This window comes from Polycladidibacter hongkongensis (genome assembly GCF_001561995.1).
Lineage (GTDB): Bacteria > Pseudomonadota > Alphaproteobacteria > Rhizobiales > Stappiaceae > Pseudovibrio > Pseudovibrio hongkongensis.
The window spans coordinates 108,901-129,879 of record NZ_LLWC01000009.1; the positions used below are offsets into that span (position 1 = coordinate 108,901).

23 protein-coding genes and 1 tRNA gene are annotated in these 20,979 nt (G+C 53.4%); 5 read left to right on the plus strand and 19 right to left on the minus strand.

Translation table 11 applies throughout. The features are described 5' to 3' along the window. Positions 1-92: 92 nt before the first annotated feature. Positions 93-785, plus strand: coding sequence for a glutathione S-transferase family protein (locus AYK82_RS03805; RefSeq protein ID WP_068311528.1), 693 nt, complete (start codon positions 93-95; stop codon positions 783-785). A 46-nt stretch (positions 786-831) separates the two neighbouring features. Beyond that, the gene (gene queG, locus AYK82_RS03810; protein WP_068311530.1) at positions 832-1,965 is read left to right on the plus strand and encodes a tRNA epoxyqueuosine(34) reductase QueG; all 1,134 of its coding nucleotides are present in this window, start codon (positions 832-834) and stop codon (positions 1,963-1,965) included. Here queG and AYK82_RS03815 read toward each other — a convergent pair. From AYK82_RS03815 to AYK82_RS03830, 4 genes are all read right to left on the minus strand, one after another. Beyond that, entirely contained in the window at positions 1,962-2,456 is a 495-nt protein-coding gene (locus AYK82_RS03815) for an RNA pyrophosphohydrolase (RefSeq protein WP_068311532.1), read from the minus strand. The genes queG and AYK82_RS03815 overlap by 4 nt on opposite strands. Next, positions 2,453-3,577 carry a divergent polysaccharide deacetylase family protein gene (locus tag AYK82_RS03820; RefSeq protein ID WP_068311535.1) on the minus strand — a complete coding sequence of 375 codons (1,125 nt, stop codon included), beginning with the start codon at positions 3,575-3,577 and terminating at the stop codon, positions 2,453-2,455. Before AYK82_RS03820 ends, AYK82_RS03815 begins: the two co-directional genes overlap by 4 nt. 82 nt (positions 3,578-3,659) lie before the next feature. Beyond that, on the minus strand, positions 3,660-4,994 hold the full coding sequence (locus tag AYK82_RS03825) for a S41 family peptidase (protein WP_068311537.1): 1,335 nt from the start codon (positions 4,992-4,994) through the stop codon (positions 3,660-3,662). Further along, the gene (locus AYK82_RS03830; RefSeq protein WP_068311539.1) at positions 4,991-6,337 is read right to left on the minus strand and encodes a murein hydrolase activator EnvC family protein; all 1,347 of its coding nucleotides are present in this window, start codon (positions 6,335-6,337) and stop codon (positions 4,991-4,993) included. The genes AYK82_RS03825 and AYK82_RS03830 overlap by 4 nt, the downstream gene beginning before the upstream one ends. Before the next feature lie 370 nt (positions 6,338-6,707). Between AYK82_RS03830 and AYK82_RS03835 the strand changes: the two genes are divergently transcribed. After that, on the plus strand, positions 6,708-7,160 hold the full coding sequence (locus AYK82_RS03835; RefSeq protein WP_068311541.1) for a glyoxalase superfamily protein: 453 nt from the start codon (positions 6,708-6,710) through the stop codon (positions 7,158-7,160). On the opposite strand, the gene rlmH is transcribed toward AYK82_RS03835, so the two are convergent. The 12 genes from rlmH to rplU form a co-directional block, all read right to left on the minus strand. Then, positions 7,148-7,630, minus strand: coding sequence for a 23S rRNA (pseudouridine(1915)-N(3))-methyltransferase RlmH (rlmH, locus tag AYK82_RS03840; RefSeq protein WP_068311543.1), 483 nt, complete (start codon positions 7,628-7,630; stop codon positions 7,148-7,150). The genes AYK82_RS03835 and rlmH overlap by 13 nt on opposite strands. Before the next feature lie 104 nt (positions 7,631-7,734). Further along, positions 7,735-8,142 carry a ribosome silencing factor gene (gene rsfS / locus AYK82_RS03845; RefSeq protein ID WP_082733747.1) on the minus strand — a complete coding sequence of 136 codons (408 nt, stop codon included), beginning with the start codon at positions 8,140-8,142 and terminating at the stop codon, positions 7,735-7,737. A 139-nt stretch (positions 8,143-8,281) separates the two neighbouring features. Then, a complete protein-coding gene (locus AYK82_RS03850) occupies positions 8,282-8,926 on the minus strand; it encodes a nicotinate-nucleotide adenylyltransferase (protein ID WP_068311545.1) in 645 nt (214 codons plus the stop codon). After that, the gene (locus tag AYK82_RS03855; protein WP_244265709.1) at positions 8,923-10,188 is read right to left on the minus strand and encodes a glutamate-5-semialdehyde dehydrogenase; all 1,266 of its coding nucleotides are present in this window, start codon (positions 10,186-10,188) and stop codon (positions 8,923-8,925) included. Before AYK82_RS03855 ends, AYK82_RS03850 begins: the two co-directional genes overlap by 4 nt. A 32-nt stretch (positions 10,189-10,220) precedes the next feature. After that, positions 10,221-11,351 carry a glutamate 5-kinase gene (gene proB, locus AYK82_RS03860; RefSeq protein WP_068311549.1) on the minus strand — a complete coding sequence of 377 codons (1,131 nt, stop codon included), beginning with the start codon at positions 11,349-11,351 and terminating at the stop codon, positions 10,221-10,223. Next, complete coding sequence (gene obgE / locus AYK82_RS03865; protein WP_068311551.1) at positions 11,351-12,397, minus strand: GTPase ObgE; 1,047 nt, start codon at positions 12,395-12,397, stop codon at positions 11,351-11,353. Before obgE ends, proB begins: the two co-directional genes overlap by 1 nt. A 144-nt stretch (positions 12,398-12,541) precedes the next feature. After that, entirely contained in the window at positions 12,542-13,093 is a 552-nt protein-coding gene (locus AYK82_RS03870) for a GNAT family N-acetyltransferase (RefSeq protein ID WP_068311554.1), read from the minus strand. Between the two features lie 26 nt (positions 13,094-13,119). Continuing rightward, entirely contained in the window at positions 13,120-13,677 is a 558-nt protein-coding gene (locus AYK82_RS03875; protein ID WP_068311556.1) for a GNAT family N-acetyltransferase, read from the minus strand. A gap of 2 nt (positions 13,678-13,679) precedes the next feature. Beyond that, positions 13,680-14,246 (minus strand): GNAT family N-acetyltransferase, encoded by a 567-nt coding sequence (locus AYK82_RS03880; protein WP_068311558.1) that lies wholly within the window; start codon positions 14,244-14,246, stop codon positions 13,680-13,682. After that, on the minus strand, positions 14,215-14,853 hold the full coding sequence (locus AYK82_RS03885; protein ID WP_068311560.1) for a GNAT family N-acetyltransferase: 639 nt from the start codon (positions 14,851-14,853) through the stop codon (positions 14,215-14,217). The genes AYK82_RS03880 and AYK82_RS03885 overlap by 32 nt, the downstream gene beginning before the upstream one ends. A gap of 136 nt (positions 14,854-14,989) precedes the next feature. Beyond that, a complete protein-coding gene (rpmA, locus tag AYK82_RS03890; protein ID WP_068083430.1) occupies positions 14,990-15,259 on the minus strand; it encodes a 50S ribosomal protein L27 in 270 nt (89 codons plus the stop codon). 41 nt (positions 15,260-15,300) lie between these two features. Further along, positions 15,301-15,867, minus strand: coding sequence for a 50S ribosomal protein L21 (rplU, locus tag AYK82_RS03895; protein ID WP_068311562.1), 567 nt, complete (start codon positions 15,865-15,867; stop codon positions 15,301-15,303). A 610-nt stretch (positions 15,868-16,477) separates the two neighbouring features. Between rplU and AYK82_RS03900 the strand changes: the two genes are divergently transcribed. Next, positions 16,478-18,487 carry a methyl-accepting chemotaxis protein gene (locus AYK82_RS03900; RefSeq protein ID WP_068311564.1) on the plus strand — a complete coding sequence of 670 codons (2,010 nt, stop codon included), beginning with the start codon at positions 16,478-16,480 and terminating at the stop codon, positions 18,485-18,487. 159 nt (positions 18,488-18,646) lie between these two features. After that, positions 18,647-18,736, plus strand: a tRNA-Ser gene (locus AYK82_RS03905). Between the two features lie 20 nt (positions 18,737-18,756). Here AYK82_RS03905 and AYK82_RS03910 read toward each other — a convergent pair. The 3 genes from AYK82_RS03910 to AYK82_RS03920 all read right to left on the minus strand — a co-directional run bounded on the left by AYK82_RS03910 (position 18,757) and on the right by AYK82_RS03920 (position 20,908). Next, positions 18,757-19,293 (minus strand): hypothetical protein, encoded by a 537-nt coding sequence (locus tag AYK82_RS03910; RefSeq protein ID WP_068311566.1) that lies wholly within the window; start codon positions 19,291-19,293, stop codon positions 18,757-18,759. A 107-nt stretch (positions 19,294-19,400) separates the two neighbouring features. Then, positions 19,401-20,006: a 2-dehydro-3-deoxy-6-phosphogalactonate aldolase gene (locus AYK82_RS03915; protein ID WP_068311568.1), complete on the minus strand. Its 606-nt coding sequence runs from the start codon at positions 20,004-20,006 to the stop codon at positions 19,401-19,403. Beyond that, a complete protein-coding gene (locus AYK82_RS03920; protein WP_068311570.1) occupies positions 20,003-20,908 on the minus strand; it encodes a 2-dehydro-3-deoxygalactonokinase in 906 nt (301 codons plus the stop codon). Before AYK82_RS03920 ends, AYK82_RS03915 begins: the two co-directional genes overlap by 4 nt. Positions 20,909-20,979 lie beyond the last annotated feature (71 nt).

The window sequence follows — 20,979 nt, forward strand, 5'->3', positions numbered from 1 at the left end:
TTTTTTTACCCAGGTGAATTAAGAGACATGAATTCGCCACGTTATGGTTAAAAAACAACTATTTGGTTACTGGTTCCTGCTATCGGTGTGTCATGCTCAAGCTATACCATCACCCGTTTTCTCCGGCATCTCGTTTTACGCGTCTTATTCTTAGTGAATATGGCATCCCGTTCGAGTGCATCGTTGAGCTTCCTTGGGTGCGCCGCCGCGAGTTTTTGATGCTCAATCCGGCTGGTACTCTTCCTGTTTTACTGGAGAATGATGGCAAGCCTGTGTGCGGTGCCACAACTATCATGGAATACCTCGATGAAACATGGGGGTATTCCCGCGCGGATCGGCGATTGCTGCCAGATCACCCGCGTCAGCGGGCAGAGGTTCGTCGTTTGGTGGACTGGTTCCTGCACAAGTTTGAGGATGAGGTCTCCCGATATCTGGTTTATGAGCGGATCTATAAGCAGGAGATGCGTCATTCTGATGGCGGCGGTGCTCCCAATTCCGAGGCCCTGCGGGCCGCGCGCACGAATTTGCGTAATCACTTGCGCTTCATGGGCTATCTGGCTGAAACGCGACGTTGGTTGGCGGGGGACACCATGTCATTTGCTGATCTAGCTGCAGCTGCGCACATATCCTGCGCCGATTACTTGGGTGAAATCCTCTGGCAAAATGCGGAGTCAGTGAGAGGCTGGTACGCAAAGATCAAATCCCGCCCGAGCTTCCGCCCGATTCTCACAGACAAAGTCTTGGGTATGCCACCCTCGCCAACATATGCTGATCTAGATTTTTAGCGGGTAACTTGCTAAGCCCTGCTGATTCTCAGCAGAAAGGGCAACAGTGCAGAAAACCAAGGGTCAAAAGCTGAAGGACGAAGTTTCCAAGCGCGCAAAAGCGCTGGGATTCGATCTTGTCCGTGTCACTTCCGCTGATATCGGCAGTGTGGCTGGCGACCGTCTGCGCCAATACGTGGCGGCAGGCTATCATGGATCGATGCTATGGATGCCCGAGACCTTGGAGCGCCGCTCTCACCCGCAAAATCTCTGGAATGAAGTCCGCAGTATTGTCGTTCTTGCTATGAATTACGGCCCTGATGAGGATCCGCGCCCTGATCTTCAGCACAAATCAAGCGGCAATATTTCGGTCTATGCTCGCAATCGCGATTATCATGACCTCATCAAAGGCAAGCTGAAAGAGGTGGCGTCCTTGCTAGCCTCGCGTGGTGGTGAGGATGTCAAAGTTTTTGTAGATACAGCGCCGGTCATGGAAAAGCCCATCGCCCAACTGGCGGGCACGGGCTGGCAGGGCAAACACACCAACCTTGTTTCAAGAGAACTGGGCAGCTGGTTCTTTCTGGGCACGATTTTCACCAGCGCCGAGCTGCCAGAAGATACGGCAGAAATAGATCATTGTGGCAAGTGTTGGCGGTGCTTGGAGGCGTGCCCGACCAATGCCTTCCCTGCACCTTATCAGCTGGATGCACGCCGTTGCATCTCTTACCTGACGATCGAGCACGCTGGGCCAATCGCCCATGAATTTCGCGCCGCAATGGGCAATCGTATCTATGGTTGCGATGATTGCCTTGCAGCATGCCCATGGAATAAATTTGCCCAATCCGCCAAGGAAATGAAGCTGCAAGCCCGCACCGATCTGGTGCGCCCGCCGCTGCAACAATTTCTAAGCTTTGATGATGCGACGTTTCGCAAGTTCTTCTCCGGCTCGCCCATAAAGCGCATTGGCCGCAACCGCTTCATTCGCAATTGCTTAATTGCAGCAGGTAACAGCGAGGATGCCAGCCTCATTCCCCAAGTAACAAGCAAGCTGGGCGAACCAGACGCCGTTGTGCGTGGTGCAGCTGTATGGGCACTCTCGCGCCTGTGTGATGCACAAACTTTGCGCAGCCTTCAGCTCGCTAATGCACCATTTGAACAGGATGCAGCAGTTCTGGCAGAGTGGCAGCAGGCCACAGCCTAGGCAGTATGCTGCGAAAACGCAGCAATAACTTGTTGGTAGACTTCTCGTTTAAACGGCACAATGAGTTTGGGCACCTCGTCCGCGTCCACCCATCGCCATTCGCTGAATTCTTGCGCGTGCCCATCAGGTGGGGTCAGGATGTTAATCTCGCTGTCGGCACCGGTAAACCGCATGGCAAACCAGCGTTGTTTCTGTCCCTTGTAGCGGCCACGCTTGCTGTTAAACTGCACCTCCGGCGGAAAATCATAGCTAAACCAGCCAGAATTCTGCCCAAGGATCTCGACGGAGCGAACAGAGGTTTCTTCAAAAAGTTCGCGCAGTGCAGCTGCTTGCGCATCCTCACCTTCGTCAATCCCTCCCTGCGGCATTTGCCAGGCGAAGGCATCATCAACAGGGGTCTTGTCGCCAAACCGTTTGCCAATCCACACTTTACCGGAGTTGTTGATCAACATGATCCCCACGCAGGGACGATACAAACTCAAATCTATCATTGGGATTTCACTGCAATATTAGGGTCGGTTGCTAAAGCGCTGACTGGCACCAATGCGAGCCCGCGTGCTTCGAGCCCCTCACTCCACTTGGCTAATTCTCGCACTGTCAGCGGAAATGCTGTCGCCGAGGCGACTGCATATCCGCGGCGGCGCGCAATGCTCTCCAGCTCCATGAGCTGCGCGGTGATAGCCTCACTAGAAAGCTTGGAATCAACCACCAGATCAGCCTTTGCAAACGGCAACTTGAAGTTCTTGGCGGCTTTGGAAGCGATCGATGTCGCCGCGCTGCCATCATCCATAAACATCAAGCCGCGAGCGCGCAACGCGGCCAGCAAATCTTCCATCGGTTTTTGCTTGGCCATAAACCTGCCACCCATGGCATTAACAATGCCAACATAGTTGGTTGATTGTGCCAGAACCCACTCCAACTTATCCAGATTGTCGGCTGCCGATGCGCCAATCAACAGGCTATGTGGCCCCGGATCGTTGTTGGGATAGTCAAACGGCTCTAGCGGCGCTTGCATAAGCAGTTCGTGCCCCGCGTCGCGCGCCTGTTTCATCCAAGTGATAAGGTCATCGCCATAAGGGGAGAGCGCAAGAGTAATGTCGGCAGGCAAATCTGCGATAGCCATATTTGACACCGCTTCGCTTTGACCAACGCCGGACAAAACAATGGCCACACGCGCTTGACGGGCTGCAAGCGGTGAAACTGGCCGGGCATAGGCATCTACCGGCCGCGTTCCATCCTCGCCTATCTGCGGGAGAAGACCATAACGGCCTGCTTCGGCCAAAGCAGGAATAGGGGCACTCGGCAAGGATGCTGGCGCAGTAAATGTGTTGGCAGCTTCAGTCGCTTGCGCCTTTGGATCTGCGCCATCTGCTTGCGCCATATCCATGTCAACAACGCCGATATCCTTTTGGGAAATGCCATCCAAATGCTGCGAAAGCGCAACCTCTGCACTTGGCTCCCCACCAAATGGATCATCTACCACCGATACCCAGATTGCGCCAGTGGTCACCAACAGCGTAATAACGGCGATACCGATCAGCCCGTAAGGCAGCCGAAACAGTCGCTTGCCCTTATCAAGGCCTAGAGGTGCGGTTAAGTCGCTCCCAGCCATGTTGCCCCCAAAAACGTCAAGAAAAGCGCCCCGTAAGGCGAATTGAACAGGGCACGGCAAGCGCCCTGTTCCAGCTATTGTCTTACTTGGATGCGCGGTTTTCGTCTACCGGCGGAAACGCTTCATCGGTCTTTGTGCCGCGAAGCAGATCCAAGGCCATATTGAGCTGCGTGTCTTTGGTCTTATCACGCGGCACGTAGGCTTGACTACCGGAGCCATCCTCATCTTCCTGATCGCCCTCTAGGTGACCGCGCAGGCCTGCCTCACCCTTGGTTTCAACCAATGCGCCCTTTAGCTCCTCAGGCAACTCCTGCAGCACACGGATATCCGGCTTAATGCCTTTTGCTTGGATCGACGTGCCTGATGGGGTGTAGTAGCGCGCGGTTGTTAGACGAATTGCGCCATTTGCGCCAAGTGGGATGATGGTTTGTACCGACCCCTTGCCGAACGTGCGTGTCCCAAGAATGGTGGCCCGGCGATGATCTTGCAACGCACCGGCAACAATTTCGGAAGCAGAAGCCGAACCGCCATTTACCAACACAATGATTGGTAGCCCATCACTCAGATCGCCATTGCGTGCATTGTAGCGCTGGGTTTCTTCTGGGTCGCGCCCTCGGGTGGAGACAATCTCGCCGCGATTAAGGAAATCATCGGATACCGCAATGGCTTGATCTAGCAGGCCACCAGGATTATTCCGCAAATCCAGAACAAAACCCTTAAGCTTGTCCTTGCCGATTTCCTTTTCCAGTTCGCTGATGGCTTTTTCTATGCCCACTTGGGTTTGTTCGTTAAACTGAGTGATGCGAATATAACCAACATCTTCCTCAGAGTTCCAACGGACCGAGCGGATCTTGATAATGTCGCGCGTGATGGTGATTTTTAGCGGCTCATTCGCGCCTTTGCGACGCACAGTGATCTCGATGTCGGTATCAACTGGACCGCGCATCTTCTTAACTGCGTCGTTCAGCGTCAGGCCCATGACCTGCTCGCCATCAAGGTGGGTGATAAGATCGCCCGCTTGCACGCCTGCCTTGTAGGCGGGTGTATCGTCAATCGGCGCGACAACCTTGACCAAGCCATCTTCCATAGTCACTTCAATGCCGAGCCCGCCAAACTCGCCACGGGTCTGCACCTGCATGTCCTTGAAGTTCTCAGGCGGCAAGTAGCTGGAATGTGGGTCCAGATCTGTCAGCATGCCGTTGATTGCGGCTTCGATCAGCTTGGAATCTGTCGGCTCTTCAACATAGTCCGCCCGCACACGCTCGAAAACATCACCAAACAGGTTAAGTTGCTTGTAAGTGTCTGCTGGCGCAGCCATCGCCGGCTGAGTGATCTGAACCTGTTGCTCGCTGGTGCTGATAACAGCAAGTGCTCCAAGGGCCACACCTGCAAGCATAAGCATGAGATTTCTCATCATCCACGAACCTTTTTGTTGTCGGCACTGGCCCACCATGGGGTCGGGTCTATAGCCTTGCCGTCTTTCCTAAATTCTAAATAGAGCACTGGCGCCTCCGAGCTAATATTCAAAGTCGCAGCACTGGCTAGTCGTTTTTCGCCCATGCGGGCAATGGGTTCTCCGGCCAGAACAAACTGACCCAATTCTACATCAATCTCATCCATCCCCGCCAACAACAGCAAATAGTCATCACCCACATTCAGGATAACCATCTGCCCGTAGGAGCGGTATTCTCCGGCAAAGGCCACCCAGCCATCCGCAGGAGAGGTGACTTGCGCCTTGGGCCGCGAAATGAGCAGCGCACCTTTGGTTGTCCCGCCAAATCCATCATCGCTACCAAACTCTTGCACCACCGTGCCGGAAAGCGGTAGCGGCAGCAAGCCCTTGGCTTTTGCGAAGGCGACTTTGGGGGCAAGCCGCCCCGGATCAGAAAAGGGATCGCCCGCTGCGGGGTTAATCAGCTGCTGCTCCTCCGCCTTTTTCGCAGCCTCCGCTGCCAGCTTGGCACTGGAGATTTCACTTTGTAGTGTAGCAAGTAACTCTTTCAAAGAGGTTGCTTTGGCGGCAAGCGCTTCTGCCTTGGCTTTTTCTGCGGCCAGCTGTGTCGCGCTGCGCTCGCGGTCCTGCCTTTTTTTCTCAAGTAATAGTTTAACTTTGGTTTGTTCTTCCGCCAGTTGTGTTGCGCCAAGCTTGTAACGGTTTCGCTCGGCTTCGATCTCGCCGCGCAATCGCGATAACTCCGCCAAATCACTAGCCAAAGCCTCTGCTTCTACGCGGATTTCTGGCATAACGGCATTGAGTAGGATAGCGCTACGCACCGCGGAAAGCGCATCTTGAGGCCGAACAGCAAGGGCAGGAGGCGGACGATGACCAATGCGCTGCAGCGCGCCCAAAACCTCTGCAAGGACATCCCGTCGCTCGTTAAGTGACACGCGAACGGCATCTTCGTTCACCCGGTGGCGCGCCAACCGCCCCTCGGTGGCAAGCAGCTGGCTCTCCAGACGTTTCATGCGCTCACCTGCACGGATTAATTCACTGTTAAGAGTTTCTCTGTCGCGATCAAGCCCACGAATTTCGCGAGTTATCTCCTGCAGGCGCGTTTGCCCAAGCGTAATAGAGCGGTTGAGCTCTTCCAGCTCTGCTTCCCGAGCCCTTTTTTGTTCTAGCGCTTGCTGCTCTTTGGCAACAGCATCGCTTTTTGCTGAAGCGCGGGCCTCAGGTGCAGCGGTCGCTAGCCCCAACAGCAACGCGATGAGGCATAGCCCGAAGCGTCCGGTGCATTTGCGCGCTGTTGAAACTGTCATTGACCGTAATATCCCAAAATGAAACCCGAGAAAATAATGGGGGCAGGGCGTTAAGGAAGTGTCAACCACAAATCAACAAATCCATTTATTAGGTCTTATACAGCAATTACGGCGAACAAGGGGCGTGTATCATACTTCACAAATAGATGGTGTGCTGACCGAAAAATTGCATCAGACAAGCGCCACAGCAGCGACTTGACACTTAGCGCCAACACCTGATACCAAATGCTCGTCTGGGCTGGTGCCGCCCGCCGCTCACAACTCATGGTGAAGGTGCCCTCGTGTTCATCCAACATGCTTAATTTAGAGATCGCGTGTCTGGTAATGTGAGCAACTGACAGTTTTGGCGATGTCTTAAAGAGGCATGGAAATGACCAGAACCCGAAAAAACCAAGCACCTAAGCTCCAAGAATTAAAGAATAACGCAAAATCCTTGCGTGCGGCGCTGGCAGAAAAAGATCAGCTGATCAGCCACTCCCAGTCACTGGAAATTACTGCGCGCCAACATGGCTATAAGGATTGGAACAGTGCTGCTGCTGGCACTGTACAGAAGCAGAAATCTCAGGCCTTACAGCTCGGGCGGAGTGTTGCGGGAACCTATCTCAACCAAGAGTTCAAAGGCCAGTTGCTAGCAGTTCGTACACTCCAAGGTGGACAATACATGCAGATAACAGTGCAGCTTGAAAAGCCGGTTGATGTTGTGTCGTTTGATAGTTTTTCGAATTACCGCAGCCGCATAACCTGCACACTCGATAAATCGGGCAGATCACTCGACACCACCAGCGATGGCACCCCCCATATGCAACTGGGTCATTCGCGGTGATAGGGATGGCCGCTTAGAATTGTAATCGCGCGGTATATTTGCTCCGCGCACAGGATCCGCACAATCTGGTGAGGCCATGTCATCGCACCAAGTGCGAGTTTGAGGTCGGCGCGGGTAAGTAGGTCTCCCCCGTGCCCATCTGCACCACCAATGGCTAACACCACATCACTAGTGCCTTGACCGCTCCAGCTGCCCAGCTTCTGCGCAAAATCTTTTGAACTTGGCGTTTTTCCGCGCTCATCAAGCACAATTAGCTTGGCGCCACTAGGCATAGCTTTCAGCAGCGCAGCGGCTTCTTCGGCTTTTCGCTCTGCGCTCCGCCCGGCGCGGCTCTCCATAAGTTCCAGCAGTTTTACATCGGTAAAGCCAACGCCGCGTCCAGCTTTCCGCGCGCGATCAATATAGCGCTGGTACAATTCACGCTCTGCGCCGGCTTTCATTTTGCCAACGCATGCAATGGTAATCTTCATAGGAGCTCTAAAAAAAGCGCAGGCAAGCAATGGCGGGCGCCACAGCCTGCGCAACAAAACCGTAGGCGGCGGGAGAGTGCGTTGCCACACGCGCCCGTAGCACCCTAGCTTATATACTGTGTCGGACCGTCGTTCTCGGTAGACCACATGCGCTCTACGTTGTAGAACTCGCGCACTTCGGGGCGGAAGATATGGATGATTGCATCGCCAATATCAACCAAAACCCAATCACAGTTTGGCAAGCCTTCTACGCGGGCAGAGCCATAACCGGCTTCCTTGAGATCGCTGAGCAAGTGGTCTGCCACAGCACCGACATGACGATGCGAACGGCCTGAAGCCACGACGAGAAAGTCTGTTAGCGACGTTTTGCCAGCAAGATCTAGTGAGACAATGTCCTCTGCCTTGGAGTCTTCAAGGCTGCTGAGGATGGTTTCTAGCACGGTCCGATCAGCATCGTTTGCGTGCGGGTGAAGCGGCTCGATAGGATCGGTCCCTTCAATATCGGTAGTCATGGTCAGCTTGAAAGCCCTCGCCATGGTTTGAAGTTAAGCAGTTTCTGCTGTGAAAGCACTCTGCAATGCACAGATTCCGCGCTCTCGTCAAGCAGGATAACGCCATGAACTGAGATATTTCAAGGCGAAACTGCTGGTGTTATGCCCCTGAAACTTTATGGCGTGCAGCTATGTCCCTGAGGAAACTAGAAGAAGTCGCGTTCAGCGGACAATGCAAAAACGTCCAGTTCGGAGCAGGGCGCTTCAGCAAAGCTGCGGCGTTCGCCTCTTTCAACCGTGCACGCCCATAGCGTATAGCCATAGGCGAAAATAGCGGCGATAAGGTGGCTCCTGGTCGGTTTACCACCGCAACAGGAACAGCCTCCATTATCTCTCGCCACGCTTGCCACCGGTGGAAACCGGCAAGATTATCGGCACCCATAATCCAGCAAAACTGAAGCGAAGGCCGCATAACCTGTAGCCGCTTCACGGTGTCTGCCGTGTAGGCACTGCCAAGGCGTGCCTCGACAGCGCAAACCCTCATTTGCGGATGCTGTGCCAGCTTTTCGCAGGCAGACACACGTTCGGCGAGCGGCGCAAGGCCGCCATGGGACTTGAGTGGATTGCCCGGTGTCACCAGCCACCACACCTGATCCAGCTGCAAACGTTGCAATGCCGTATGTGCAACCATCACGTGCCCCGGGTGAGGCGGATTAAACGACCCGCCAAACAGGCCGATCCTATTCCCTGCCTCGGCATGGGGCAGACGCGTGAAAGCGGCTGCATTTCCACCAGATGCAATCATGGGCGGCTCTGGCCACTCCCCTGCACGCGGTATTTGAAACTGGTGAGCTGCTCTACACCAACAGGCCCGCGTGCGTGCATACGGCCAGTGGCGATGCCGATCTCCGCACCCATGCCAAATTCACCACCATCGGCAAATTGTGTCGAGGCATTGTGCAGCACGATCGCGCTATCCACTTCTGCAAGGAAGCGCTGTGCGGCCTGCGCATCTTCGGTAATAATGCAATCAGTGTGGTGGGACGAGTAGCGGTCAATATGCGCGATTGCTTCATCCAAGCCGCCCACAAGCCGAACGGAAAGAATCGCGTCCAGATACTCGGTAGACCAATCTTCTTCGCTCGCTGCATTGACGCCACTACACAGCGCCTGCACGTCGTCATCGCCGCGCACTTCGCAGCCTTTGGCTTGTAGGGCATCCACAATGGGGCGAAGGTGCGTGGCCGCAACCGCCTCATCCACCAATAGTGTTTCCAAGGCACCGCAAATGCCTGTGCGCCTCATCTTTGCATTGACAACGATCTCTACTGCTTTTTCCAAGTCCGCAGCCTTATCGACAAAGATATGCACCAGCCCCTCAAGGTGGGCAAACACAGGTACGCGTGCTTCGCTTTGCACACGCGCAACAAGGCTCTTGCCCCCGCGCGGCACAATTACATCAAGATTACCATCAAGCCCCTTCAGCATTTCGCCAACTGCACTGCGATCTGCAACAGGGACAATCTGGATGGCATCCTCAGGCAAGCCTGCCTCGGCAAGCCCGCTTTGCAATGCAGCGTGAATAGCCTTGTTCGAGCGGATGGTGTCAGAGCCGCCGCGCAGCAACACTGCATTGCCAGCCTTCAGACACAAGGCACCGGCATCAGCTGTTACATTCGGGCGGCTTTCATAGATAACGCCAATCACGCCAAGCGGGGTACGTACGCGTGCAATTTGTAGACCATTAGGTCGCTCCCACTCGCTTATGACCGCACCAATGGGATCCTCAAGCAGTGCGATGCTCTCCAGTGCGCTTGCAATCGCTTCCACTCGCTCCTCGTTCAGTGTGCCACGGTCCAAAAAGGCTGCACTTTGTCCTCCTGCCTGCATCGCGGCAACATCCTCGGCATTTGCCGCAAGTATAGTTGGTGCTGCAGTGCGGATGGCATCGGCCATTTTTTGTAGGGCGTTGTTTTTCTGTTCTGCGCTGGCATTGGCAAGTGTTTTTGCTGCCGCGCGGGCCTTTAGGCCCATGTCTCTCATTAGAGTGCTAATATCGCTTGTCATGCTGTTTTCACCCATAAACTCAAAGAGGTTAACTACGCCAGTGAGGCCGCATGTGCATCTAAAACCAGATCGTCGCGATGCATCATCTCCGCGCGGCCAGAATGGCCAAGAATAACTTCTATTTCTGTTGAATTTCGTCCGATGATAAGGCTGGCCTCACCAATATCATAGGCCACCAGGCCGCGTCCGGCTTCGCGCCCTTGGCAATCCACCAGCCGGACAGCATCGCCGCGGCGAAAGCTGCCCTCGCAGCGCGTGATACCGGCTGGCAACAGGCTCTTGCCTGCTTGCACTGCTTTAAGCGCGCCCGCATCAAGATGCAGCGCTCCGGTAGGCTTCAAGTGGCCGCTGATCCACTTTTTTCGGGCGTTTGCCGGGCAATCTGCAGCCGGGAACCAAGTGCAGCGCGCGCCGTCTTCCAGCGCTTGCAACGGATGCATCACTTGCCCAGATCCAATCACCATGGTGGTGCCGCCAGCTTGCGCGATTTTTGCCGCATCCACTTTGGTTTTCATGCCACCGGACGACATCGCTGTTCCTGCGCTGCCCGCCATGGCTTCAATTTTCGGGGTTACCTGCAACACCTCCGGCAAGAACACGGCGTTCGGATCCTTCTGCGGGGCTGCGGTGTAAAGCCCGTCCACATCCGAAAGCAGCACCAGCAAATCGGCTCCGGCCATTGTCGCCACGCGCGCGCCAAGCCGGTCATTGTCACCATAACGGATTTCGTTGGTGGCAACGCTGTCATTCTCGTTGATAATCGGCACAGCGCCGAGTTTCAGTAAGGTGCCCATGGTTTCGCGTGCGTTCAGGTAGCGGCGCCGCTCCTCGGTATCTTGCAGGGTCAACAGAATTTGCCCTGCCGTTAAACCGCGTGCGCCGAGTATTTCCTGATAAGCCTGTGCCAGCGCAATTTGCCCCACAGAGGCCGCCGCTTGCGCTTGTTCCAGCTTAAGCGGGCCATCGGCAAGGCCAAGCACCCGCCGACCCAGCGCAATTGAGCCAGATGAAACCACCAGCACCTCTTTGCCAGCTTTGCTAAGCGCTTGCAAATCATCAGCGAGCGCTTCCAGCCATGCGCGCTTAAGGCCGGTGTCACCCACCAGCAACGCGGAGCCGATTTTAACGCAAATGCGGGAATAGTCGCTTGGCTTGCGCATCATTAAGGCGCCCACCCCTCATCTTTTGCAGAAGGCACGCTGTTGGCCTCTTCTTGCTTGTCGCGATCAATCTCGCGAATAATCATCCGCTGTGCTGTATCGATATTTTCGCCTGAGGCAGAAGAAATTATCAAAGGCTTCTGCCCGCAAGCGGCCTCAAGCGCTGCAAAGCGCTCTTCTCTCAGTTCTGGCGAGAGGGCATCAGCTTTTGAAAGACAGACAATCTCGGGCTTTTCGTCGAGCCCGTGGCCATAGGCCTCCAACTCTGCGCGAATGGTGCGATATGCGTCTGCCGGATCTTCTTCGCCCGAACCATCAACCAGATGCAACAACACGCGGCAACGCTCCACGTGGCCAAGGAAGCGATCCCCAAGGCCGGTGCCCTCGTGTGCCCCTTCAATAAGGCCCGGAATGTCGGCTAGCACAAAGCCACGGCCATCAATTTCACAAACACCAAGGTTTGGGTGAATGGTCGTAAACGGGTAATCGGCTATTTTGGGCTTGGCGGCAGAAACCGCAGAAAGAAAGGTCGATTTGCCAGCATTCGGCAGGCCCACCAAACCTGCATCCGCAATCAGCTTCAAACGCAGCCAAATCCATTTTTCTTCGCCCGATTGGCCGGGGTTGGCATGGCGCGGTGCCTGGTTGGTCGATGTTTTAAAGTGGGCGTTACCAAAACCGCCATTGCCACCGCGCATCAACAAGAGGCGCTGCCCCTCTTCTGTCAGATCAGCGATAACGGTTTCATTGTCTTCCTCGAGGATCTCGGTACCCTGCGGAACACGCAGCACCACATCATCGCCTTTTGCGCCTGTGCGGTTACGGCCCATGCCATGCATGCCGATTTTGGCCTTAAAGTGCTGGGCATAGCGATAGTCTATCAGCGTATTCAGCCCGTTGACACATTCAACCCAAACATCGCCGCCACGGCCACCATCGCCGCCATCAGGGCCGCCTTCCGCCACATATTTTTCACGGCGAAAACTGACGCTACCTGCTCCGCCGTCGCCGGATTTTACGAAGATCTTTGCCTGATCGAGGAATTTCATTGTTGTCTCTTAAGTCTTGTTCTGTGTTGCGGCGGGCCACGCTCCTAAGCAGGTGACCATTTTGCCGAGCTGGCATAATGGGCGGAAGCGGCCAAGCCGAGATAGGGGAGTGCCTGCAAGGCACGCTTGCAGGCTGTTAAAGAGCTAGCGGGCGGTGCTGTCAAGCACTTCTGACAAAAACACCTCGCGTGGTAGCTCGTAGAGAATGTGCGGGATTTGCTCTTCACCGCGCGCCGCGCTCAGGGCAAGCTCCCGTCCGACTTCTTTAAAGCCGAGCTTACCCAGCAAATGCTGCGAGGTCGGGTTCTCCTCAAAGGCGCCTGCATACAGCTTGGGAAGCTCCATCTCGACGAACAGATGCGCCGCCACGGCGCGGCTTGCCTCGCTCATAATGCCTTTGCCCCAATGCGGCTTGCCAACCCAATAACCAAAGGAGGTCTTACCCTTCAAATTGCGTGCGCCAACAGTGCCAATCAGCCCACTGCCATCGTCAATAACCCAGTTACGCGCCTCGCTAGGATCGCTGCTGAGATTAAAATCTATCCACTCTTGCGCGTCTTTAAGGCTGTAAGGATAGGGGACCGGAATGAGCATCTTCGAGATGTCATAGTCCCTCAAGTATTCATGGGCGCGGTGAACATCCTCGGGCTCATACGGGCGTAGAATAAAGCGTTTTGTCTTAATAATCGGAAACATAAATAAACCTCCAAAATGATACTAAGCTATTGTAATTTAATGGCTTCATATTCGGAACGTGTGAGCGTGAATATCTGGTCTGGCAGGTTCTCCTCACCTCTGGCAAGGCTAGGGCTGACACAGCTGCCTGTAATAGTGAAACCTGCACGTAGCAACACATTGGCAGAGCGTTCGTTATCAACGAACACACAAGCCGAAGCGCTCTTCATGCCGCGCTCGTCAAACAAATAGGCAAGCACGCGCGCCAGCGCTTCGCGCATGTAACCAAGGCCATGAAATGGCGGTCCCAGCCAGTAGCCCAGATGCGCGCTCCCGCTGTTCAATTCCTTCGCCACGATAAGGCCAATCATACCCGAGCCATTATCAATCACCCAGCGCAGTGTGTCGCCGCTTTTACGTTCTTCCAGCGAGGCAAGGTAACCGTTTCGTGCATCTTCCAGTGTGAATGGATGCGGGACATTGGCAAGCATGCTGGAGACTGCGTAGTCGGAGAGATATTGATGGAAGCTGGAAATGTCCCGCTCTTCAGGCGCGCGCAAGAGCAACCGTGAAGTTTCCAGATTTTCAGTGAAAGTGCTTTGCATATCTATGATCCTATTGTTTCAAGAAAATCGTCATGAGTAACTATCAAAATATGGCAAGCCACGGTTTCTCCGCGGGCTTTACTGTAGCGCTCGCAGGCCCCAACTATCTTAAATCCAGTCTTGGAAAGAACGTTAAGCGAACCGGCGTTATCTTGAAATGCGCGCGCAGCAACTGTGCCTACACCCTCAATTGCAAACGCCTGCTGCAGGATTAGACGCACAGCACGGCTGGCAAAGCCCTTGCCCCAGAACGGCTCACCCAGCCAATAGCCAAGTGTTGGCAATTGCGGGAGGTCATCAAGGTCGCCAGGCAACGCGAGTTCAATGGTGCCTGCAAATGCTCCGTCTACCGTAATGGCGCGGCGAATGGGAGCGAGCGGGTAAGGCGCGCTGGAGAGCTGCGAAAAGAAATCTTCGGCATTGCTACGCTGAGGCGGCCACGGTGCGCCGGTGAGCCAGCGCACCACGTTATAATTGCAAGAGCCCAAGTTCCAGAACACCTCAAGATCTGCAGCTCGAAGGTTGCGTAGTTGCACATCATGCAATCGCGAAGGCTTCTGCTCTCTCATTATTACGCGCCCCCCAGCGCTTTAAGGCTTTCCATGTGCTGCGCTTTAAACTGAAACGTTCGACAGCAACGCGCCCGCTGGCTGCCATACACGCCGCCATGGACTGTTCCTGAAATTGGAAGCCACAGCGCTCTAGCACACGTTTGGACGCAGGGTTGGTCAAGCGGCAACTGGCGACAAGCTCATCGTGACCACACGCTTCAAACGCGTAGTCAATCACGGCTTGCGCCGCTTCTGTTGCAAAGCCAACGCCCCAGAACGGTTCACCAAGCCAGTAACCCAAATGTAAGGCACCCGGCTCATCAAGGGAGGGGGAGAAGCCCACTGCACCAATAAGCCGGCCAGTGTTCTTCATGCGGATCGCGAAGAGCGCCTGCTGCTGACCGCTCTGCTGGGAGCGGGTCACAATTGCCTTGGCGTCTTCAAGCAAGAAGGGATGCGGCATATTGGAAAGCGCTTCAGCAATCTTGCGGTTATTGGCCAAAAACAGGATGTCGGCCATATCATCCTTGCGCGCTGTGTCGATGCGCAGACGCGCGGTGTCCTGCGGCAACCCGGCCGCAATGCAACTGCTTTCCTCTGGGATTTCCTCGTATTCGATAACCATGATAATTCTCCGGCAGGTAGAAATGAAAAAAGGGAAGATGGCGCCCCATCTTCCCTTTTGATCTTTCGATCTAGTGCCGGATCTTCATCCCGCCGGGTCGATGAGACGCCGACGGTTTGATTTGATCACGTCGGCTTTACTCTGCGGCTTCCGCCACTGGCATCACGTTAATGTAAGTTCGGCCATTGCGTTTGGTTGCAAAGGAAACATTGCCATCAACGGTTGCAAAGATGGTGTGGTCTTTGCCCATACCAACGCCATTGCCAGGGTGCCATTTTGTGCCACGCTGACGTGCAATGATGTTGCCAGCTACAACAACTTCACCACCGAATTTTTTGATACCTAGACGACGGCCCGCGGTATCGCGACCGTTGCGGGATGAACCGCCAGCTTTTTTATGAGCCATAACGAAACCTCGTTTTTTCTCTTAAGCGTGTCCTGAACTGCTTACTTAGCAGCCAGTTCCTTAGCTTGTTCAACCCAGTTGTCGCGTTCGAAGCGGCCTTTCAGGCCCTGTTCTTCTTCGATGCGGGCGATATCGTCAGCAGAAAGAGCTGCAACTTGAGCGTAGGTGGTCAGGCCAGCTGCGTTCAGTTTTTTCTCGATTGCTGGGCCAAGGCCGTTCAACTTCTTCAGGTCGTCTGCACCTGCAGGAGCTGCTTCAGCTTTCTTGGCTGCTGCTTTTTTAGCCGGTTTTGCGCCACCAGTCAAAATCTCGGAGATACGAACGGTGGTGAAAGCCTGACGGTGGCCGTTGCGACGACGGGAGTTCTGGCGACGACGCTTTTTGAAGATGATGATCTTGCGATCACGACCCTGCTCTACAACCTCTGCGGTTACAGATGCGCCTTCCACGGTAGGGGCGCCGATGGTGGTATCACCTTCAGAACCAACAACCAGAACTTCGTCGAATACGACGGTTTCGCCAGCTTCGGCAGAAACTTTTTCGATCTTCAGAAGATCGTTAGCAGCAACGGTGTACTGTTTGCCACCGGTTTTGATGACTGCGAACATTGTTCACGTCCTTTTATTAATACGCGCGCTCTTCGGCGCCGCGCTGTGGCGGTCTTTGGCCTTTCCCGCTGTAGTCGTCCCATCGGATTTCAGGAGTAATCGACAATCTGTCCAAAACTCTGGAATTTTGAGTAATGAGAGCGTGCAACCAGAAAGTAGCCTCGAGCAGCGCAATGAAGCGGGCGAACCCGCTAAATTAAAGCTCGCGGAATATACCTTCTAAACAGCGGGAGTCAAGGGACTTTCCCTACAAATCAAACAGGCCTCATAAAGAGCAAAAGCATACGCCACCAAATATTGGTCTGTGGTGAGCAACGCGATCACATCTAAACAGGTTCAAACGCTCAATACCTGAAACTGTTTCATCAAAACGAGCCTTGAAGAAATCACGCTGCTCACAAGCGACTAATTTGCTTGTCGTTTAGAATTTTATTTAAAAAATCGCAGAGTCTTAATAAAAATAAAATATTGCTTCTCCGCAAATGGAGGGAAATAATGGTGCAAATCCAAGACAAATAGATGAAATTCAACCCTCGATTGTTGAAAATTCTGTTATGAAAGCGTCGATGGTCTATATTTAGGAAGCGACAGACTTCTAGGGGTGGGGTGAATGCGTGCACTAATAAAAAAGCTGGGTTCTTTGACTTGGCTCTATTCAGTCGTGACAAGAATTATGTTGTTGGGATTGCTACCAGTTGCGGTATTGTTAATCGCAATTGTATTGTTTAATGACCTCCAGCAGCAAAACCAGCTTAGCCGTGAAAAGGCGAAGATTTATAGCGAAATCGCCAGAGATGCTATTGAAATTGGTTCTATCACCGAGCGACTTCGTCTCATCAATACTGAGTTTGAGGCCTCGCCGGATCTATATGCAAAGCAGCTAGCCCAGGTCGCGGTTGATAGTGCACACAAGAAAGTGGCTGAGGTTAAAGAGCTTAGCATGGGTAAGGGTGAGCGACGCTCGCTGGATCGAATCGAAGAGCGAATCGATGCCTACCTTGAAGCTTTTGCGTACTCAGTAGACACCGTCACTGAAATCGGCTTTAGTAATTCTGAGGGTGCTAAAGGCGCGGTCTATGCTGCCAGTGCGGCTTTGCAAAAGGAAGTGCAAGCGCAGCGTCGCAAAAACCCCATGAACCCTTCATTATCCTCGCTGGCAATTGTGAGTCTGCAAATGGATAAGTTGAACTGGTCGGTTGTTGCCGAAGGCTTCGAAAAAGAGCGAGAACAGTTTGATGCGGCCTTGAAAAAAGGCGCAAGCAAAGTCGCTGGTATTGCCCTTACCAAGGAGGCCAAAAAGGCAATTACTGAAAAATGGGATGCCTATGTCGGAGCTGTTGAGAGTATTGATGGCCTTCGTAAAAAGGCAGCAGCTCTGCGTCAGCGCGCCAACAATCACATTTCTGCGGCAACGCCGGCTGTGCGCTCACTGGTCCGAAATGCGGAAAAAAGTGCAGCAAAGGCGCAGGCAGAGTTTGACGAAGCCTATTCTAGTTTCCGCCATGTATTTGTCATCGGTGCACTTGGTTCGTGTTTTGTGATTCTTGTTTTGGCACTGGTTGTCGGCTTCTTCATTACGCGACCTCTCCGTCGTCTGAGTTCGGAGATGATCAGTCTTGCTAATGGCTCCGTTGATCATGAGATCAAAGGCACTAAGGGTAAAGACGAGTTCGCCGCGATGGCGCGTACACTACTTGTTTTTCAGGAAAATGCGCGCGAGCGTGAGCGCCTTAACATCGAACGTGATCAGCAAAACGAGCGCCGCGCTAAACGAGAAAAGCAGCTGCGCCAAACCGTCGCTGGCTTCGAAACTGGAGTGCAGCTGTCAATCGGTCAGTTTGACAAGTCTGTCGGCTCTCTGCGAGATGCCTCTGCAACACTACAAACATCTGTAGATGCGGTTTCCAGTCAGGCTTCCAATGCAGGTCAGGCTGTCTCTATGGCAACACAGAGTGTCGCAACCGTAGCCTCGGCAAGTGAAGAGATTTCGCTGTCCATTCGCGAGGTCGCAGGTGAGGCAAATCAGTCAAATCAAGTGGCTGCTCAGGTTCAGCAACAGGCCGAGGCGACATCTGCAACAGTGACGACGCTATCGGATGCCGCGCAACGTATTGGTGAAGTTGTGGAGATGATTAAGGACATCGCCGATCAAACCAACTTGTTGGCACTAAATGCGACAATTGAAGCTGCACGTGCTGGCGAGATGGGTAAAGGCTTTGCTGTTGTTGCCTCTGAAGTAAAGAGTTTGGCAAACCAGACGGCTACTGCAACAGAGGAAATTTCGCAGCAGGTTACGTCGATCCAGACGGCGTCTGGTGAAGCAGTCGAATCCATCATTGAGGTGACAAATATGATGGGCTCGCTTGCAACGTCATCATCAGCAGTGGCCGCTGCAGTTGAACAGCAATCGGCGACGGTTGCAGAGATTTCCCGCTCGGTCGCCGAGGCCTCGACTCAGTCGCAGACAGGTGAGCAAGAGATGTCCGGCGTGGTCGCGTCTATTGGGGACAGTGCCGAAGTTGCTACTAATGTTGGTTCGCAGGCGGATATTCTTTCCAAAAATGCCGAGGAACTTTCGCGCAAGATAGATGAATTCCTGCAGGAAGTTCAATCCGCTTGAGCTTGGAAAAGAGTGTGCGGGCGGGCGGTATAACTGCGCGCCCGCACTTTGGCTTGTCAAAACCACCGCGCTTGTGGGAAAAGCGTGTAAGTCTTTCTCACCCCTTGCGATTTTTGTAGCCGCTGGCTATTGTGCGGCCCACACGATCACACCATACGCGGAGAGTTGCCGGAGTGGTCGAACGGGGCGGTCTCGAAAACCGTTGAGCGCGCAAGCGTTCCGAGGGTTCGAATCCCTCACTCTCCGCCATGCTTTTCATTCTCAATACATTAATCGTGTATAGATAGGTTCAGTGCCACTGCTGCAATAGTGGAGCACGTGGCTATTATCGTGAGAATACCAATAACTACAAATCCGCTAGATAGAGGAGAGTATATACTTGGTATAGCAATGAATATATCTAGGGCGACACTACCAACTGCGATTGCAATAAGGACGCGGACGCGGACGCTGCGCGGTTTTATCAGCAGAACTAGGTTAACATAAAGTAGGGCTAAACAAGCTACTCCTAGAGCAATTCTATTTTGAATTACGTTGTTTCCTGCATCACCGAACCAAGAAGTGTAGAGAGCGTGAGCTAGAGCAAGGCAGCATAATGCAAGCCCACCTATAGCAAGATTGTGAATGCTTCCTCCAAAATGAAAGATGCATGACAGGGCGACCAGGCTATAGAAAGCAGCAGCTGCGGTCGATAAAAGTATGTTTGGTACGAATTGGCGATCGTTGGCAAACAAAAGTGTGAACACACCTATTAGGCCTGCAATGAGGATGATAAAAACAAAGGAAATCGAAAAAAAGTTCTTCATATAAAATAGCCTCGTATTGAGAGGGAGTATAGTAATAGTAAATTGTAAATCTAAATTATGTTGAATTAATATTCTAGTGCAGCTTCAAGATGTTTTGAAAAGTAATGTCACAGATTATTTTTGTTATAGGCCTGAACAATAGCCTTGGCGCGCCTGCGCACATCATCTGCGCTCATGCCGGGTTTGTAGATGCCAGTGCCCATGCCAAATCCGGTAACACCCACTGCAAACCAGTCAGCAAAATTCGCCGGGCCCACGCCGCCCACAGCATAGGTTTTGGTGCCCTTTGGCAGTACAGCTGAAACAGCGGCAAACCCACTTGGCCCGATAATCGAGGCGGGAAAAAACTTAAGCCCGTCCGCGCCGTATCGTAACGCTGTAAGACACTCTGTTGGCGTTAAGACACCGGGAATGGAACGCATTCCAACATTTTTGGTTTCCGTGATTACTTCGGCGTTGCAGTCAGGCGAAACGACAAAAGATCCACCTGCGCTGCGAACGTCCTCTACATTCTGGCGCGTTAAAACGGTGCCAGCTCCGATCATGATTTTATCGCCAAACACCTCTGCCAAACGGGCAATGGAATTCAGCGGCTGAGGCGAGTTCAGCGGCACTTCTATCTGGTTAATTCCTTCTTCCACCAGAGCTGCTCCTACCTCTAGGGCTTCATGGGGCTGTACACCCCGTAGGATTGCAATTATCTCTCTTTTCACGCTGTTAACTCCTTAAATGCAGAACGAAGGCCTGATAATACAAGGGCTTCACCTGAAACAATTCCGGCTTCCTTACCGACTTCTCTCAATGCGACTTGGTAATTCTCGCATAGACTAGGGTCACCGATTAGATGTACGTTCTGGTCGCGCCAATAATGCTCTGCGCCATGTAGCTCTACCCCAAGCAGCAGTCCGGAAAGGCGAGAGCGAGCATGCGTTGGCGAAACACCGTGCAAAAGTGAGCTGGCCCGTATCGAGAACAGCGCTCGGGTTGTTGCGCCTGGTGCGGTAAAGCTATCTCCAACTGCTTCAACAAATGCGCGCCGGTCCCATGTGCCATCTTCTACAGCGTGACGTAGAACTGAATGCGAGCCGAGCAAAGCAAACATCTCTCCGCTCATAAACGTCGCAAAACTTACAATGCGGCCATTGGCAACTTCAACCCACTTGCTATGCGTTCCAGGTAAACAAAGGGAGCCGTGATACTCGGGCATATCTCGAAGAAAGCCAGCAATCTGCGTTTCTTCGCCGCGCATAACATCTGCAGGGCTGTTCTGTTTAACGCCCGGTAGAATTTTGACAGTTATGCGCTTGTCGGTGAGGTCGGGGTTTGCCGCACCTGTAAGGCTGCCGGGTTGGCAGGGGGCGGCGGTATAAGGCGCCTCGCACCATCCTTGCTTTGCCCCAACCATGCCACAAGCAAGCACGGGAGTGCATCGCTCGGGGCTCAGATAAGGCTCAATAAGCTCAAGAAGGGCGGGTTCAAATTCATCTCTGGTAAGAGCGGCCATGCCCTTTGCGGAGCTGTGGGCAGCGATCACGCTGCCTTGCTGATCGACTATCCAAACACGCAGATTGGAAGTCCCCCAGTCTGCCGCGATCCACTCTACGACCTGTTGCATATTCTCCAAGCATCCTTTTGAAAAAAATTCACATCAACAACAGTGATTATGTCTGTGATTGTAGGTTTTCG

Bases quoted from the DNA above. Each gene is read 5' to 3' on its own strand.
- AYK82_RS03805 (WP_068311528.1), top strand. From the start codon at position 93: ATGCTCAAGCTATACCATCACCCGTTTTCTCCGGCATCTCGTTTTACG.
- AYK82_RS03815 (WP_068311532.1), bottom strand. From the start codon at position 2,456: ATGATAGATTTGAGTTTGTATCGTCCCTGCGTGGGGATCATGTTGATC.
- AYK82_RS03820 (WP_068311535.1), bottom strand. From the start codon at position 3,577: ATGGCTGGGAGCGACTTAACCGCACCTCTAGGCCTTGATAAGGGCAAG.
- AYK82_RS03825 (WP_068311537.1), bottom strand. From the start codon at position 4,994: ATGATGAGAAATCTCATGCTTATGCTTGCAGGTGTGGCCCTTGGAGCA.
- AYK82_RS03830 (WP_068311539.1), bottom strand. From the start codon at position 6,337: ATGACAGTTTCAACAGCGCGCAAATGCACCGGACGCTTCGGGCTATGC.
- AYK82_RS03835 (WP_068311541.1), top strand. From the start codon at position 6,708: ATGACCAGAACCCGAAAAAACCAAGCACCTAAGCTCCAAGAATTAAAG.
- rlmH (WP_068311543.1), bottom strand. From the start codon at position 7,630: ATGAAGATTACCATTGCATGCGTTGGCAAAATGAAAGCCGGCGCAGAG.
- rsfS (WP_082733747.1), bottom strand. From the start codon at position 8,142: ATGACTACCGATATTGAAGGGACCGATCCTATCGAGCCGCTTCACCCG.
- AYK82_RS03850 (WP_068311545.1), bottom strand. From the start codon at position 8,926: ATGATTGCATCTGGTGGAAATGCAGCCGCTTTCACGCGTCTGCCCCAT.
- AYK82_RS03855 (WP_244265709.1), bottom strand. From the start codon at position 10,188: ATGACAAGCGATATTAGCACTCTAATGAGAGACATGGGCCTAAAGGCC.
- proB (WP_068311549.1), bottom strand. From the start codon at position 11,351: ATGATGCGCAAGCCAAGCGACTATTCCCGCATTTGCGTTAAAATCGGC.
- obgE (WP_068311551.1), bottom strand. From the start codon at position 12,397: ATGAAATTCCTCGATCAGGCAAAGATCTTCGTAAAATCCGGCGACGGC.
- AYK82_RS03870 (WP_068311554.1), bottom strand. From the start codon at position 13,093: ATGTTTCCGATTATTAAGACAAAACGCTTTATTCTACGCCCGTATGAG.
- AYK82_RS03875 (WP_068311556.1), bottom strand. From the start codon at position 13,677: ATGCAAAGCACTTTCACTGAAAATCTGGAAACTTCACGGTTGCTCTTG.
- AYK82_RS03880 (WP_068311558.1), bottom strand. From the start codon at position 14,246: ATGAGAGAGCAGAAGCCTTCGCGATTGCATGATGTGCAACTACGCAAC.
- AYK82_RS03885 (WP_068311560.1), bottom strand. From the start codon at position 14,853: ATGGTTATCGAATACGAGGAAATCCCAGAGGAAAGCAGTTGCATTGCG.
- rpmA (WP_068083430.1), bottom strand. From the start codon at position 15,259: ATGGCTCATAAAAAAGCTGGCGGTTCATCCCGCAACGGTCGCGATACC.
- rplU (WP_068311562.1), bottom strand. From the start codon at position 15,867: ATGTTCGCAGTCATCAAAACCGGTGGCAAACAGTACACCGTTGCTGCT.
- AYK82_RS03900 (WP_068311564.1), top strand. From the start codon at position 16,478: ATGCGTGCACTAATAAAAAAGCTGGGTTCTTTGACTTGGCTCTATTCA.
- AYK82_RS03910 (WP_068311566.1), bottom strand. From the start codon at position 19,293: ATGAAGAACTTTTTTTCGATTTCCTTTGTTTTTATCATCCTCATTGCA.
- AYK82_RS03920 (WP_068311570.1), bottom strand. From the start codon at position 20,908: ATGCAACAGGTCGTAGAGTGGATCGCGGCAGACTGGGGGACTTCCAAT.